The organism is Ruegeria sp. BG6 (genome assembly GCF_056538465.1).
In genome coordinates, this window is the sequence record NZ_JBQFTB010000010.1 from 25,132 (window position 1) to 40,282 (window position 15,151).

Annotated in this window: 19 protein-coding genes; 3 read left to right on the top strand and 16 right to left on the bottom strand. The window is 57.6% G+C overall.

Annotation, left to right across the window (positions count from 1 at the left end; genetic code table 11):
• Positions 1 to 23 precede the first annotated feature (23 nt).
• From ACR0JW_RS16630 to ACR0JW_RS16665, 8 genes are all read right to left on the bottom strand, one after another.
• A complete protein-coding gene (locus ACR0JW_RS16630) occupies positions 24 to 644 on the bottom strand; it encodes a 2OG-Fe(II) oxygenase family protein (protein ID WP_170682223.1) in 621 nt (206 codons plus the stop codon).
• 51 nt (positions 645 to 695) lie between these two features.
• Positions 696 to 1,244, bottom strand: a complete 549-nt coding sequence (locus tag ACR0JW_RS16635; protein ID WP_170682222.1) for an amino acid synthesis family protein — start codon at positions 1,242 to 1,244, stop codon at positions 696 to 698.
• A gap of 159 nt (positions 1,245 to 1,403) precedes the next feature.
• Positions 1,404 to 1,817, bottom strand: a complete 414-nt coding sequence (gene rplP / locus ACR0JW_RS16640; protein WP_170615802.1) for a 50S ribosomal protein L16 — start codon at positions 1,815 to 1,817, stop codon at positions 1,404 to 1,406.
• A 12-nt stretch (positions 1,818 to 1,829) separates the two neighbouring features.
• On the bottom strand, positions 1,830 to 2,540 hold the full coding sequence (rpsC, locus tag ACR0JW_RS16645; RefSeq protein ID WP_008758042.1) for a 30S ribosomal protein S3: 711 nt from the start codon (positions 2,538 to 2,540) through the stop codon (positions 1,830 to 1,832).
• Entirely contained in the window at positions 2,540 to 2,920 is a 381-nt protein-coding gene (gene rplV / locus ACR0JW_RS16650) for a 50S ribosomal protein L22 (RefSeq protein WP_039538267.1), read from the bottom strand. The genes rpsC and rplV overlap by 1 nt, the downstream gene beginning before the upstream one ends.
• Before the next feature lie 3 nt (positions 2,921 to 2,923).
• On the bottom strand, positions 2,924 to 3,202 hold the full coding sequence (gene rpsS, locus ACR0JW_RS16655; RefSeq protein WP_005980699.1) for a 30S ribosomal protein S19: 279 nt from the start codon (positions 3,200 to 3,202) through the stop codon (positions 2,924 to 2,926).
• Positions 3,203 to 3,205: 3 nt separating this feature from the next.
• Complete coding sequence (gene rplB, locus ACR0JW_RS16660; RefSeq protein WP_008757664.1) at positions 3,206 to 4,048, bottom strand: 50S ribosomal protein L2; 843 nt, start codon at positions 4,046 to 4,048, stop codon at positions 3,206 to 3,208.
• A gap of 277 nt (positions 4,049 to 4,325) precedes the next feature.
• Entirely contained in the window at positions 4,326 to 4,826 is a 501-nt protein-coding gene (locus ACR0JW_RS16665) for a DUF6647 family protein (protein WP_480714220.1), read from the bottom strand.
• A 103-nt stretch (positions 4,827 to 4,929) separates the two neighbouring features.
• On the opposite strand from ACR0JW_RS16665, the gene ACR0JW_RS16670 reads away from it, so the two are divergent.
• Positions 4,930 to 5,847: a LysR substrate-binding domain-containing protein gene (locus tag ACR0JW_RS16670; RefSeq protein ID WP_480441780.1), complete on the top strand. Its 918-nt coding sequence runs from the start codon at positions 4,930 to 4,932 to the stop codon at positions 5,845 to 5,847.
• Positions 5,848 to 6,100: 253 nt separating this feature from the next.
• On the opposite strand, the gene ACR0JW_RS16675 is transcribed toward ACR0JW_RS16670, so the two are convergent.
• The 5 genes from ACR0JW_RS16675 to rpsJ all read right to left on the bottom strand — a co-directional run bounded on the left by ACR0JW_RS16675 (position 6,101) and on the right by rpsJ (position 9,271).
• A complete protein-coding gene (locus ACR0JW_RS16675; RefSeq protein WP_321249171.1) occupies positions 6,101 to 7,135 on the bottom strand; it encodes a fatty acid desaturase in 1,035 nt (344 codons plus the stop codon).
• Positions 7,136 to 7,305: 170 nt separating this feature from the next.
• Positions 7,306 to 7,602 carry a 50S ribosomal protein L23 gene (locus ACR0JW_RS16680; RefSeq protein WP_170615810.1) on the bottom strand — a complete coding sequence of 99 codons (297 nt, stop codon included), beginning with the start codon at positions 7,600 to 7,602 and terminating at the stop codon, positions 7,306 to 7,308.
• Positions 7,599 to 8,216, bottom strand: coding sequence for a 50S ribosomal protein L4 (gene rplD, locus ACR0JW_RS16685; protein ID WP_170334382.1), 618 nt, complete (start codon positions 8,214 to 8,216; stop codon positions 7,599 to 7,601). The genes ACR0JW_RS16680 and rplD overlap by 4 nt, the downstream gene beginning before the upstream one ends.
• Complete coding sequence (gene rplC, locus ACR0JW_RS16690) at positions 8,213 to 8,938, bottom strand: 50S ribosomal protein L3 (RefSeq protein ID WP_170682218.1); 726 nt, start codon at positions 8,936 to 8,938, stop codon at positions 8,213 to 8,215. The genes rplD and rplC overlap by 4 nt, the downstream gene beginning before the upstream one ends.
• Before the next feature lie 18 nt (positions 8,939 to 8,956).
• A complete protein-coding gene (gene rpsJ / locus ACR0JW_RS16695) occupies positions 8,957 to 9,271 on the bottom strand; it encodes a 30S ribosomal protein S10 (protein ID WP_008756422.1) in 315 nt (104 codons plus the stop codon).
• A 278-nt stretch (positions 9,272 to 9,549) separates the two neighbouring features.
• On the opposite strand from rpsJ, the gene ACR0JW_RS16700 reads away from it, so the two are divergent.
• Positions 9,550 to 11,271, top strand: a complete 1,722-nt coding sequence (locus ACR0JW_RS16700) for an amidohydrolase (RefSeq protein ID WP_480714221.1) — start codon at positions 9,550 to 9,552, stop codon at positions 11,269 to 11,271.
• A gap of 196 nt (positions 11,272 to 11,467) precedes the next feature.
• Here the strand turns inward: ACR0JW_RS16700 and ACR0JW_RS16705 are convergent, their stop codons facing one another.
• Positions 11,468 to 12,130 (bottom strand): hypothetical protein, encoded by a 663-nt coding sequence (locus ACR0JW_RS16705; RefSeq protein ID WP_170682216.1) that lies wholly within the window; start codon positions 12,128 to 12,130, stop codon positions 11,468 to 11,470.
• A 204-nt stretch (positions 12,131 to 12,334) separates the two neighbouring features.
• On the opposite strand from ACR0JW_RS16705, the gene ACR0JW_RS16710 reads away from it, so the two are divergent.
• A complete protein-coding gene (locus ACR0JW_RS16710) occupies positions 12,335 to 13,198 on the top strand; it encodes a hypothetical protein (protein WP_170682215.1) in 864 nt (287 codons plus the stop codon).
• Here the strand turns inward: ACR0JW_RS16710 and ACR0JW_RS16715 are convergent, their stop codons facing one another.
• Both ACR0JW_RS16715 and ACR0JW_RS16720 read right to left on the bottom strand, forming a co-directional pair.
• Entirely contained in the window at positions 13,199 to 14,401 is a 1,203-nt protein-coding gene (locus ACR0JW_RS16715; protein WP_480714222.1) for an ABC transporter permease family protein, read from the bottom strand.
• Positions 14,398 to 15,150: an ATP-binding cassette domain-containing protein gene (locus ACR0JW_RS16720; protein WP_170682213.1), complete on the bottom strand. Its 753-nt coding sequence runs from the start codon at positions 15,148 to 15,150 to the stop codon at positions 14,398 to 14,400. The genes ACR0JW_RS16715 and ACR0JW_RS16720 overlap by 4 nt, the downstream gene beginning before the upstream one ends.
• Between the last annotated feature and the right edge of the window lies 1 nt (position 15,151).

Here is a 15,151-nt window from a genome sequence, read left to right on the forward strand (position 1 = left end):
TGCCCCCGCAATGACCAGATTTTTTAATCCCAACGGTAATTGAAGCTGACGCTGATCCGTTCGTCCTCGGCCATGTTCATCGGTACTTCATGGCGCAGCCAGCTTTCCCACAGCAACACGTCCCCTACCTTCGGCTTTACATAGATGAACGGCTGCAAGTCGCGCCGACCACCCTTGAGGCGCGTGGGGGCGGCCATCATGCGGCCGGACCGAGGGTCTTCCAGTTTCAGCGCGCTGGCGCCTTCTGGCATCGCGACGTAAGTTGTGCCTGAGATCACGCTGTGAGGGTGCAGGTGGCTGGAATGCATCCCGCCTTCGGGCAGGATGTTGATCCAGAGGTCTTCCAGCTTCAGTTCGCCCTCGCCCAGATCGAACTCCAGATCCTTGGCAAACGCGGCCACATGGCTGTCCAAAACCTTGACCAGATCGGCAAATATTGGGAACCGCCATGGCAGATCGGTCAGGGAGGCGTAGCTGGTATAACCGGGATAGCCGTTTTCCTCACACCAGTCCTGTCCGGCCTCATCATCCTCGGCGATGACGATGCATGAATTTTCCAGCTCTTCCGGATCGATCTTCGGATCGAATTCGGAAAGGGCAGCGCGGTAGAGGCGGGTGACGAAGAGTGAATCAATCTGTGGCATGGGCCGGGCATAACCCAGCCCTTGCAGCAAGGCCAGTTAATGTTTCCTGGGTTACGTCTTAAGGGGCCCTTTGCCACAGCGCGGGATAGGGCGGCCACCATCCGCATAGGCAAGGCACAATACAATCTCGTCCGGTTTCGGCGCATCGGGTACATTCAGTGTCATCGTGTCGAAATGATCGAATGACCACGGGTTGTCCTTGTGTCCCAGCGGCAGATCGATCGCGCAACCTGGTGCACCCAGTTTTGCATTTGATGGGATCACAGCCTCGCCCCCGCCAGCCGCCGTGCGCATTGGGGCACCTAGCTTGGGGTGAATCACAGCCCCGCCTTGTTCAAGATCTCCGTTTATGCCGATGATGGTCGCCTTGCCGTATGAAACCGGATCTCCGTCCAGCTGCCCAATTGCTTCGGCAGCCAGATCGGCACCAAGCGCTCCGCCGATCTCGAACAAGTCCGATAAGTCTTCTGAAAACTTGCCTGCCAGAGGGTTTTGAAAGACGGCCATAGCTGCCACGCGAACGATGGGTGGGCATGGCTGGCCCAGTTGATCTGTGGTGATCACTTCTTTGATAAGCACTTTCTTACGTAACTGAACCATGGGAACCTCCGGCTAACTGACTGACAGCCTAGGGGTGCCTTCGTATTTCGTCGAATCCAATCACGCGACCGCGAATGCAGTGCATCGTTGAAACAGAAAACCCCCGCCGGTGTCCCGGCGGGGGTCTTTTCAGTCACGAACGGGATTGCCCCCAATCGCTTACCAGTCTTCGCGAACCACGACGCGGGTCTTGATCGGCAGCTTCATCGCGGCCAGGCGCAGGGCCTCGCGGGCGATGTCGTCATTGACGCCGTCGATCTCGAACATCACACGACCGGGCTTGACCTTGCAAACCCAACGGTCCACGGAACCTTTACCTTTACCCATACGAACTTCGATCGGCTTTGCAGTGACCGGAGTGTCGGGGAAGATGCGGATCCAGACACGGCCCTGACGCTTCATGTGACGGGTCATGGCACGACGCGCAGCTTCGATCTGACGTGCAGTCACACGCTCAGGCTCGATGGCTTTCAGGCCGTAGGTGCCAAAGTTCAGATCAGAGCCGCCTTTGGCTTCGCCCTTGATCCGGCCTTTGTGCATCTTGCGGAATTTTGTACGCTTTGGTTGAAGCATATCTTTCCCTCCTTAGCGACGACCGCCACCAGCACCACGAGGTGCAGGGCCGTCCTGGAGTTCCTGTGCTTTACGGTCACGTGCCTGCGGATCGTGCTCCATGATCTCACCTTTGAAGATCCAGACCTTGATCCCGATGATCCCGTAAGGAGTCATCGCTTCGGCATGTGCGTAATCGATGTCGGCACGCAGGGTGTGCAGAGGCACGCGGCCTTCGCGGTACCACTCGGTCCGTGCGATTTCGGCGCCGCCCAGACGACCAGCGACGTTCACCCGGATACCCAGGGCGCCCATGCGCATGGCGTTCTGAACCGACCGCTTCATCGCGCGGCGGAACGAGACGCGGCGCTCTAGCTGCTGAGCGATGGACTCGGCAACCAGCTGCGCGTCAAGCTCGGGCTTGCGCACTTCGACGATGTTCAGGTGCAGTTCGCTGTCGGTCATACGAGCAAGCTTTTTGCGCAGAACTTCGATGTCTGCACCTTTCTTGCCGATGATGACACCGGGACGTGCTGTGTGGATCGTAACGCGGCACTTCTTGTGCGGACGTTCGATGATCACTCGGGCAACACCGGCCTGCTTGCACTCTTTGTTGATGAACTCACGGATCTTGAGGTCTTCCAGCAGAAGATCACCGTAGTCCTTGGTGTCGGCGTACCAGCGGCTATCCCAGGTGCGGTTGACCTGCAGGCGCATGCCGATCGGATTTACTTTATGACCCATTAGGCTTGCTCCTCAACTTGACGCACCTTGATGGTGATCTCCGAGAACGGCTTCATGATCTTGCCGAAACGGCCACGGGCACGCGGACGTCCGCGCTTCATGACCAGGTTCTTGCCAACCCATGCTTCGGCGACGATCAGCTCGTCAACGTCCAGGTTGTGGTTGTTTTCGGCATTCGCGATTGCGGACTGCAGGCACTTCTTGACGTCCTGCGCGACGCGCTTGTTCGAGAAAGTCAGGTCGGTCAGAGCCTTCTCAACTTTCTTGCCACGGATCATTTGCGCAACCAGGTTCAGTTTCTGCGGGCTGGTGCGAAGCATGCGGGTTTTCGCCATTGCTTCGTTTTCAGCCACGCGGCGGGGGTTCTTTTCCTTGCCCATGACTTACTTCCGCTTCGCTTTTTTGTCTGCGGCGTGGCCATAATAGGTACGGGTCGGCGAGTATTCACCGAACTTCTGACCGATCATGTCTTCCGAGACGTTTACCGGGATATGCTTCTGGCCGTTGTACACACCAAAGGTCAGACCCACGAACTGGGGCAGAATGGTGGAACGACGCGACCAGATTTTGATGACTTCGTTGCGGCCCGACTCGCGCGCTGCTTCGGCTTTTTTCAGCACGTAAGCATCGACGAAAGGACCCTTCCAAACAGAGCGAGACATAGATTAACGTCCCTTCTTCTTGGCGTGCCGCGAGCGGATGATCAGCTTCTGGGACGCTTTGTTCTTGTTGCGGGTACGCTTACCCTTGGTGTCCTTACCCCACGGAGTAACCGGCGTACGGCCACCCGAGGTACGACCTTCACCACCACCATGCGGGTGATCGATCGGGTTCATTGCAACACCACGAACCGACGGACGAACGCCCTTGTGGCGCATACGACCGGCTTTACCGAGGTTCTGGTTGCTGTTGTCGGGGTTGGACACGGCACCAACGGTGGCCATGCATTCCTGACGGACCATGCGCAGCTCGCCTGAACTCAGACGGATCTGAGCGTAGCCGCCATCGCGACCAACGAACTGAGCGTATGTACCGGCCGCACGTGCGATCTGACCGCCTTTGCCAGGCTTCATCTCGATGTTGTGGACGATGGTACCAATGGGCATGCCCGAGAACGGCATTGCGTTGCCCGGCTTGATGTCAGCCTTGGCGGATGCCACGACTTTGTCACCAACAGCCAGACGCTGCGGAGCCAGGATATATGCCTGCTCGCCGTCTTCGTATTTTACCAGTGCGATGAATGCGGTCCGGTTCGGGTCATATTCGATCCGCTCGACGGTTGCCGCGACATCAAATTTGTTCCGTTTGAAGTCAACGATCCGGTAGAGACGCTTTGCGCCACCGCCGCGGCGGCGTGAAGTGATCCGTCCGGTGTTGTTCCGGCCGCCCGATTTGGTCAAACCCTCTGTGAGAGACTTGACCGGACGTCCTTTCCAAAGCTCCGAACGGTCGATCAGCACCAGCCCGCGCTGGCCCGGCGTCGTCGGCTTGTACGACTTAAGTGCCATGCTTTCTGTCTTCCGTTTAGCAAGTGCAGGGGATTTCCCTGCTATGTGATAGGCCCCCGTAGGTGCCAAGGGTATAGGGCCCCGAAGGTCCCCGGTTACAAATATCAGAGGCCCCGGAACGAATCCGAGGCCGTAAGATTGGGTGCATGTAGCAGTGTTGGGGGTAGGTGTCTATAGGGCCCTGCTGATTTTCTGGCACTCAAATTCGGAACCAACTCAGCAGTCAGGGGGCACAGTAAAAACGACGCCGTTGTTTCGCGAGACCAACAATCTCTCACTATGGATGAATGTCGCGTGCCGTACAACTTGAAGCCAGGACAACCGCGATCCAATTGACGTCCAGCGAAAGGTCGCGCTCGGCCAGCCAGGCCTGCTGCAAACCATAGGCGACCTGTTCCTTGGCGGCCTCACAGTAATAATGCTCACCCTCCTGACGATGATGAATAAGTTCGTGCAGCAGGACAGAAATGTCCTGCGGGTCTTCTGCGCTCCAAGGAAGGACCAGCGTTATCCTCCTCGTTTCAGGATCATAGATCCCGCGGGGCGTGCCGCCAATCATCCAAGCCATCTCACTCGGTTCAGCCAAATCCTTGGTATCAGCAAAAAAGATGCTTGCTGGTGAAGGCGCCCTTGGGAGGTCCGTGGCAGTATCTATCCAGCGGTGAAGCTCTTCCGTCACATCGTCTGGAACCGTCGGGGTCTCTGCCGCAACCGCGTAGGAAAAGGCAAAAAGAAACTGTGCGGCCACGGCGAGCGTGACACGTCTGAGGAACAGCATTGTTCCCTCCTTCCGACAGATGAGGAATTGCCTCGAGCCTAGCCGACAGGTATTATCGACCGCAAAAGATCGTTTTTCATTGCTTGATGAGGAAAATTCACGCGTGAAGAAACGGCAATTGCCCCCGTTCTCGGCCGTGAAAGCATTTGAGGCCGCAGCCCGGCATCTGAGCTTCAAAGATGCTGCGGACGAACTTTGCTTAAGCCCTTCAGCAATTTCGCACCAAATCCGCGCATTGGAGGATTATCTCGCAACTGCTCTTTTTCGCCGGGAAGGTAACAGGATCAGTTTGACCGGCACCGGTCGAGACTACGCAGGCCGGTTGACGCAATTGCTGGACAACCTCGAAGACGGCACCAGCGCGGCGAAGGCTGACGCACATGGTCAAACATTGCGGGTCTTGTCCACTCCGGGATTTGCCGCCCGATGGCTTGTGCCACGGATGGGGCGATTTGAGCACGCGAAAGCGGTCAGGCTGCGCATTGCCGAGGGCGCGCCCTCAACAGATTTTGCAACCAACGATGCCGATGTCGTAATCAAGTGGCGCGATGACCCCGAGGTAGGTGTCGATGTCGTGCCATTCCTGAACTCGGCGCGCTACCCGGTCGCTTCACCATCGCTGTTGGAACGCGAAAACATCTCTCATCCAAGGGACCTGTTGCGCTTGACGCTGTTTCGCGACGAAGTTGACGACCAGTGGGCTGAATGGTTCCGTGCCGCAGGCGTTGTTGCCGAGCTTCCGCATGGTGACCCGATTTATCCAAACTGCGAATATGCTTCCACTGCGGCAGAGGCTGGTCTGGGTGTATCGCTTGCCTATGAAGCCGTCATAGGCAGTTCGGTCAACGATGGTCGCCTCGTACGATTGTTCGAGGCCACAACGATTCCATTCACCATCTATGCAATCGCAACGCAACAGGAAAAGCGCGACGACCCACTCGTCAACAGTTTCCGCGAATGGCTGCTCTCTGAGGCCAGGGAAAACGTCGCAAGATCACAACCGATCGAAGCTGCTGAGTAAGAAACCGAGCTCAAGACTTTTTCATTTATTCAGCGTTTTGTCCCATTGTGCAAATTCACAAAAATGACTGCAGCTCTGCCAACTTCCCGTAAACCAGAAAACAATACCCCCGCTTTGGCGGGGGCTTTCATCACTCTCCAAAAACCGGTTCGATCAGAGACCGGAGGACACGACGATGGTGTTACCTATTTCCAGGGTCACGCAGGCTATCTTAAGTCTTTCCGCTTGCCCAACTGTCCGCGGTAACTACCGCTCACCCATACAGCGCCCGCGCCTCCGCAAAGGACAACAGGCGACGGCTCTTTTCATCCCACAAATGCAGACGCGCGTTGGCGAGGCTCTCACGGATGGTCATCCGGTTGCTATTTGCCAGTTCATCATGGTCGCGCAGCACTTCGGTCAGACGGTAGAACGGGATGCGGCTGTACAGGTGGTGGACGTGGTGGATGCCAATATTGGCCGTGAACCACTGCAATATGGATGGCAGGATGTAATGCGAACTGCCGTGCAGGGCGGCCTCGTGCAATTGCCAGTCCTTGTCGGGATCCCATTGCGTCTCTTCAAACTGGTGCTGGACGTAAAAAAGCCAGACGCCAGCCGCGGCGGCAACCAGCGTTGACGGCAGAAAGATCAGCACCATAGGCATCAGGCCACCAAAATAGTAGATCGCCCCCAGCACGGTCAGAATGGCAAGGTTTGTCACCATCGCGCTGACCCAGAATTTCGGAATTCCTGTCAGGCCTAGCGGCAGGCGGTTCTGCAACAGGAACAGATAGCCGGGACCAAAGCCAAACAGGGTGATCGGATGACGATACACGCGGTACCAAAACTGGCTCATCGGCTTCAGTGCGCGGTATTCGTCCACCGTCAGCGTATGGACGTCGCCCATCCCGCGCTTGTCCAGATTACCGGAAGAGTTGTGATGCGTGGAATGCGTACGACGCCAGACGTCATAGGGCGTCAGGGTCAGCACACCGATCCCCCGCCCGACCCAGTCACTGACCGTCCGGTTCGTGAAAAACGCCCCGTGCCCACAATCATGCTGTATGGCAAACAGGCGCAGCAGGAACGCCGCATTCATAACCGAGATTGCAAAGGCCAGCCAATAGCTGACAGACAAAGACGCCCACGCCAACGCCCAAAGCGCGATGAAAGGGATTATGGTGGCTCCAAGCTCGAACCAACTGCGCGGCTGGCTCGGTTCCCGATATTTTGCCAGTGTCGACACCCAATCCCGCGCAACGGTCATATCCGGGTTGTCCCGGGTCGAGAAAGAGGATTGGGTCATGCGCCTGCCATATCTTTTGTTTGTTGCATCCCAGATAGACGACCCTACCGGCATAGCAATCCATTTCTTGTCGAGACGCTGGGTTTGGCGCTCAATTTTTGGTGTCGCCACCTAAAGAAAAACCCCCGCTTTCGCGGGGGTCTTATTGGTTTGTCCAAAGACAGTTCCGATCAGAGACCGGTAGAGATATCGATGGTGTTGCCCTCTTCCAGGGTCACGTATGCTTTCTTGACGTCTTTCCGACGGCCCAGCTGGCCGCGGAACCGCTTGACCTTGCCTTTGGTCACGGTGGTGTTCACCGCCTTGACCTTCACACCAAACAGCGCCTCGACGGCCTCTTTGATCTGCGGCTTGTTGCTGTCGATCGCCACTTCAAAGACAACCGCGCCGTTTTCGGACGCCATGGTCGACTTTTCGGTGATGACCGGCTTGCGGATCACGTCGTAGTGTTCTGCCTTCGCGCTCATTTCAGACGAGCCTCCAGTGCTTCGACAGCCGCTTTGGTGAGCACCAGGGTGTCACGCTTGAGGATGTCATAAACGTTTGCACCCATCGACGGCAGGATATCCAGACCTTCGATGTTGCGCGACGCCTTCAGGAAACCTTCGTTCACGGTCGCGCCGTCGATGACCAGAGCGCGTTTCCAGCCCAGGTTTGCAACCTGTTTGGCCAGAGCGGCGGTCTTGCCTTCGGCTTCGGCGTTCTCGATCACAACCAGTTCACCTGCCTTGGCTTTGGCCGACAGAGCGTGGCGCAGGCCAAGCTTGCGGAACTTCTTCGGCAGGTCGTGGCCGTGCGAACGAGGGGTCGGGCCCTTGTAAATACCACCCTTGCGGAAGATCGGTGCATTACGGTCACCATGGCGTGCGCCACCGGTGCCCTTCTGGCGATAGATCTTCTTGGTCGAGTAGCTGGTTTCCGAACGGGTCTTCACCTTGTGGGTGCCGGCCTGCGCGTTGTTGCGCTGCCAACGGACCACACGGTGCAGGATGTCCGCGCGCGGCTCCAGGCCAAACAGGTCCGCATCCAGCTCGATGTTGCCGGCTTTGCCGCCGTCCAGTTTGATTACATCAAGTTTCATGCTTCACCACCTTCCGCGGGTGCTTCTTCCGCAGGTGCTTCGGTTGCAGCCGATTTCACAGCAGCCGGGAAAGGCAGGCCTTCCGGTGCTTTCTTCTTGACGGCGTCCTTGACGGTGACCCAGCCCGATTTCGGTCCGGGAACGGCGCCTTTGATGAAGACCAGACCACGGTCGGCGTCAGTTTTGACAACCTCCAGGTTCTGGGTGGTGACACGGGCAGCACCCATGTGACCGGCCATCTTCTTGCCTTTGAACACCTTGCCCGGGTCCTGACACTGACCGGTCGAACCGTGCGAACGGTGGCTGATCGAAACACCGTGCGAGGCGCGCAGACCACCGAAGTTGTGGCGCTTCATCGCACCGGCAAAGCCTTTACCGATCGAGGTACCCGAAACGTCAACCTTCTGACCTGCCAGGAAGTGTTCTGCCGAAATTTCGGCACCCACTTCGATCAGGCCATCTTCAGAGACGCGGAACTCGGCCAGCTTACGCTTGGGCTCGACCTTGGCAGCGGCATAGTGACCGCGCATGGCTTTCGAGGTGCGTTTTGCCTTGGCAGCACCGGCGCCCAGCTGAACGGCGGTGTAGCCGTCTTTGTCAGCGGTACGCTGTGCAACAACCTGCAGGTTGTCCAGGTGAAGAACGGTCACAGGAATCTGCTTGCCGTCTTCCATGAACAGGCGGGTCATGCCAACTTTTTTTGCGATAATACCAGAGCGCATAATCTATACCCTCCGATCTTACGACTGCAGCTTGATCTCGACGTCCACACCAGCAGCCAGGTCGAGCTTCATCAGCGCGTCCACGGTCTGGGGGGTCGGATCAACGATGTCGAGCAGACGCTTGTGCGTGCGGATCTCGAACTGGTCGCGGGATTTCTTGTCAACGTGAGGGCCACGGAGAACCGTGAACTTCTCGATCTTGTTCGGCAGCGGGATCGGGCCGCGCACGTTCGCGCCGGTCCGCTTGGCAGTGTTGACGATCTCTTGCGTGCTGGCATCCAGAACGCGATAGTCAAATGCCTTCAGCCGAATACGGATGTTTTGGCTTTGCATATTAACAGCCTTTTATCAGGCGTTGAGGTTGAGAGGAGGACAGACGCGCATCGCCAACCCTCATCGAACCCAAAAGGCGGGAATCACCCCGCCTTGATGTTCTTGTTGAGAACTCGCGCGATCTACAGGGGTGTGAGGAGTTTGGCAAGGGCGAATTGATATCGGCTTGGATTTGGCCTTGCCTACTTCGTCGCACGACCAGCAATCAGCCGTAAAGGTCGTTTTTTGGGATTGGTACACTATGATCATTTTCGAATTGTTCGTTTGGAGAGGTTGCAATGATTAAACTACTTGTTTCGGCTGTCGCCATTTTTGCCAGTACATCCCCCGCATTCGCACAGTCCAATCGAAGTAACCCAACTGCCGATTACGCTCTGATCAACGGAGAGATCCATACGATGGATGCAAGCAGAAGCATTGCAACCGCCGTGGGAATAGAAGGCGATGAAATCGTCTATGTGGGCGATGCCGCCGGTTTGAAGGACGTCATCGGCATCGGTACCGAAGTCATCGACCTCAAGGGTAGAATGGCCCTTCCAGGTTTCGTTGATGGGCATATACATGCAGCCGCAGGCGGGTTGATCATGCTTGGCGTGGATCTGCAGACAGATGACAAGGACGAGCTGTTTTCCCGTATCCGCCAGGAAGCCGAAACCAACGACAACGGCATAATTCTGGGATACGGGGTCCGTTTCAACCCATGGACGGACGGAAATCCGACGGCCGCCATGCTCGATGAAATTGAATCTGATCGACCTGTGTTTTTGTGGGCAATCGACGGCCACGCGGCTTGGGTGAATTCCAAGGCGTTGGAAATGGCCGGTGTCGACAAGGACACGCCTGACACAGCGCCGGGTTTTTCGTTTTTTGAACGTGACACCGACGGCAACCCGACCGGGTGGATCGTTGAGGTGCCAGCCCAGATGCAGGTTCTGACATCGCTGATAGACATCAACCCCGAGTTCTTGGCGGATGGCGTTTCGAATTGGCTAAAGCGCTTCGCTGCTGCCGGAATCACCGCAGTTCATGACCATGGCATTCAGGGGATGAGCCAAGAAGAAGGCTTTCAGATGATGGCCGATTTCGAGAATAACGGGGATCTGCCAATACGCTTCATCGGCTCATTCTACTGGAACGACGGGGCAATTGACCCCCTTCCCGGCACTCAGGAGCTCAGCGACAAGTTCGACTCCGAATTGGTCAAGGCTCGCTATCTGAAGATCAATATTGATGGTGGGGACGACAAATGGAATGCGCTCTATGTGGATCCATATGCCGACAAACCCGAACTCGAGGTCGAACCGATTATTCCGATCAGATTGGTCAAAGACGCGGTGATCCGCGCCGACGCCGCAGGCTTCAACGTCACGTGTCACTGCTTCGGGGATCTGGCGGTAAGAACTCTTCTGGACGCCATTGAAGCCGCAATCGAAGTGAACCCTGACCGTGAACGTGCGCACAAGATAACGCATGGCACCCTGGTTCATCCTGAGGATTACGCCCGGTTCGGAGAACTGGGCGTCATATATGACACGACCGGCGCGTGGATGACCTTTGACCCGCTCATGCAGTCCATTTCGACCTCCAGACTGGGTGAAGAGCGCGTGCAGGCGATGTTTCCGGTGAACAGGGTCGCGGACGAGGGTGGCATATTCTCATTCGGTTCGGACTGGCCTGTGTCCGGGTACGTATCCGAGTATCGTCCGCTTGCAGCCATTGAGGCAGGGGTAACACGCCAATTGCGCGGTCGCGTGGATGTTCCGCCGCTGGGCGGAGAAGAGGCCAAAATACCGCTGCAACTGGCATTGGAAGCACATACGATCAACGCCGCAAAAGGTATGGCAATGGACGGCGAGATCGGGAGCATCGAAGTCGGAAAGAAGGCCGATATTGTAGTGCTTGGGGAAAACCTGTTCGAAGTCGAACCATCAGCCATCTCGGATGTCGAAGTTGTCTACACGATCATGGGTGGCGCACTGACACACCAGAAATCGGATTGAACCGGAGACTTCCTGAACTGCCTGAATTTCGGCGACACGTAGCGGGCCGCCCCATTTGGGGCGGATGCTTCAGCTTGACGATGTGCCGAGTTCAAGCCCGGACTGTCTTTGGTCTTCGGAGAAATTCTGCCAAACGCGGGTGCCGACAGCGTGACCCTCATCGCGCTTGGCGACGCACGAAAACTATCCTCAAACTTCAAGCCGGCGCACGTTCGAACCCGACCGTGGCTTCACCTCCGGTTTCGGGCTGCAAGGTCTCGCAACTCGCCTTGCCGTTTTCCGCCAGGGCGCAACTGATCTGGCGCTGATGGATGTAGCCGTTGTCCTGGCAGGCAAGATTTCTAGGCTCGATCAGGTTCAGCTGACCTTGCGCGAATTGCGCCTGAACCGGGCCTTCGCATGTGATCCCATCGTTCGACCGCATGACCTGCTTGCCGTTGCCATTGGTGTCGAAACACATCTGCCAGTCCCGATAGGTGCGGATTTCACCGGAATCGACGTCACGGGTGCGATAGGTGGTGTCCAGCGACCAGCAGCCGTAAAGCATTTCCAGATCCGCCTCGTTCCACCCCTCATCGTGCAGCGGTCCGGTGGCATCGGGTGGGGCCTTGACGCATTGCAGCGCGGCCAGTTCTCTCTCCAACTGAAAAATCCGCCGTTCCAGCTCCAGACCGGCTGCTTTCGACACACCCAGTTGCTCCTGCGCGACCAGTTGCGTTTGCGGCTTACAGCCTGTCAGGTCCCGCAGTATCGGGATCTGCAACGCACATGCCTGCAGGATCAGTGCCGCAGAAACACCGGCGAGGCCGACGATGCCGACACTGGCAATCATGACTGGCAGGGTTGATCTGACCGGCATATTCCTTAGCGATACCTAATAATTATCTCAAAAACTCCTCTGGCAGAGTTGCGGATATTAGGCCGTTGGTCAATCCGCCCCTTGCCTGAGCAGAATGACAGTTTTCGTTATTTTGCGGGGCGGGGAAGTCGGATAAACTGAAACCTGTATTGGTGGAGTTGGGTCGTGACTGTTTTGAGCCGTCTATTTCGAATTTGGTTTGTCTTGTATCTTTTTGCCGGCACACTGGCCCACGCCCAGCACCAGGGGCACAACACAACCCGCAGCGTATTGTGGTTCAACGCGATGCCCGATTACAGCCCCGAGGTTGTATCGCGGCACCGTCAGCAAATGGCCGAGTTCCTCGATCAGTATCGCGAAGGCAAGGTTTTCAATGTCACATACGAACGGAACCTGCAGGGTGGTGGCCTGGCGGCGGCTTTGCGGGGCGGGCAATACGATATTCTGATCCTGGACACAGCTAATCAACGCAAACGGATGAATGCTGAAGACGTGCAGGCCCTGCAGCAGTTTTACGGGGCAGGGCGCCGAACGCTGATGCTGGACGGATCTTTCGCGATCCGGAACATCAATCATAACCCGACCACGAAGTTTCCGGGCCGGAACGGATCAAGCGGGGCCATTCTGATCAATCAGCTGTCGGCGCTGGCCGAGCGGGGCGGCGGCGTTCTGATCGGGACGGACCATAATATCTGGCAGGTCAACGCCAACGCGGCGCTGGGCGCACTGGTGCCGGGCGCGCGCTTCAAGGGAACCACCAACCCGTCAACGGACGGCGATTTCATCGGCACAACGCTGATCGGTGGGCGCGAGTCCGTGAAGGCACTGGATTTGCTGCGGCATTGGGAATCCGTGCCCAATCAGGGTGAGGCCCCGGTCGGCACGTTTCAGGACTTCAGCGGGCAGCAGGTCGTGCTGTATTCGCTTGTCGAAACAGCTGACAAACCCGGTGGCGGGCGCAAGCGGCCTTATATCTCTGCCAGCTATTACCCCGGCGACAACCGTATCCCGATCGACAGCGACGAAGAGATTTTCGACAACCTGCCTACACACAAAAGCGGCAGTTGATCAGGTCGCCCCTTCGCGCAGCACTTCAGCGGGGTCCACACGCGCAGCACTGCGAGCCGCAAAAAAGGCGGCGGCCATCACAAACACCAGTGTCAGAACGATGATGACCAGGCTTTGAAGTAACCCCAGAACGACAAGGCCGTTTTCTTCGGTCAGGCCGCTGTCAAACAAGCGCTCGGCCAGATTGCCCGCGATCCAGAACAGTGCGAAACTGACCAGCAAGCCGATCAATCCGCTGACAAATGCCTGAACGACGGGAAACATCCACAGCCTGCGCGGGCCGATCCCCAACAAGGCCAACGAGGCGAGGGTCTGACGCTTGCGCGCGACCTCACCCCAGAACCCGAAGACCAGCGCGGCGGCCAGACCCAGACTGGCAACCCCGGCTGTCAGCAGCAGTGCCAGATTCAGATTGCGTCCCAGGCTGAGGACGCCGCTGACCTCGGCCGTGCGGGCTTCGGTCTGCACGCCAAACCGCTGTTCCAGCCTTGATTGCAAGGCCGCCAGTTCGGTGATGTCGCGGGCAAAGACGCGCATTCCTTCGAATTCGGGCTTGCGTGCAGCGATGTCGCGCCCTTCGGTTATTCCATGTTCGGGCAGGGCGTATTCGTCATAAAAGGCTTCGACCAGATCCAGCACCTCGATATTGGCCAGAACGGACCGGCCGGACAGCGCGGAATCCGGAAGGATCACGACAAGTTCCAGCGGCAGCATCAGTTGCCGTTTTCGTTCTGTAGCCTGCGTGAAAATTTGCACGGTGTCGCCAACGGAGAACTCGAGCTGACGTGCCAGACTGGCGCTGAGGACTACCTGGTCTGCGCCCAGTTCAAGGTCCTTTGGCAAGGTCGGGTCGCCTGTGCCCGACGGAACCAGAACAGCGTCTCGCTTGGCGACGGCCCCTTCCTTTCGGACATTGACGAAATCAAAGATCGACCGGGTTTTTGCCGTGGCAAAGGCCGTCTGTTCCCAGCCCGCCACCTCGGCTACGTCGCTTTCAACAAACGCGCTGTTTCCGGTGGTTTCGATCCGCAAGGTCGCCGGGTCGTTCAACAGCCGCCCGATCAGCGCGTCATAAACCCCGTTCTTGACGCCGAAGACCACCATGAGCGGCACCAGGACCCCGGCAAGAATTGCGACATTGCAGATCAAATGTACGCTTTGGCGCAACAGGTCGCGCAGGGCCAGCTCGATCATCAATCTCATGCCGCGTCCCCCGCTGTCGCCACTCCGGTCTGGCCGTGTAGTTGGCTGACGACGTTGGACTGGCTCGCCGGATCCACCAGTCCAAGGGCGATCCGGCGGAGCGAAAACTGGTCCAGAAGGTCCAGATCATGGGACGAGATGATTACACCGGCCCCGCCCGAAATGGCCATATCGATCAGCAACCCCATCGCGGTCGAGGCCGCCCCGGGGTCCAGCGCTGCGGTGGGTTCGTCCGCGATCACAAAGGCGGGGCGATGCGCCAGCGCACGACAGATGGCCACACGCTGACGCTGACCGATTGACAACGCGCCGGGATACAGCGCGGAAATTTCCGAGATCCCCAATCGCTGCAGCAACTCGCTGCACCATCCCGGATCATCCATACCGACAATCTTTTGCGACAGCGCAACATTGTCAGCCACGGTCAGAAACGGCAAAAGGCCGCCGCTTTGTGGAACGAACCCAAACATCGTCCCGCGAATTTCCGCAGGCGACATGCTGGGATTGTTCCAGATGCCACCAAAATCCAGACCGTCCTCACCAACCCCGATCAGAAATTTCTTCGCCGTTGTAGGACGCCGCAGCAACCCGAGTGTCTCAAGCAACAGGGTCTTGCCCGTGCCACTGGGGCCGGTCAGGCCTATCGCGTCTCCCGAGGTCAGGCTTAGGCCCGGAACATCCAGCGTAAACCGACGTTCCTGATCGCTCAGGCTGACCGAGACACCTTCAAGAAGCAGCTGAGCCGACACG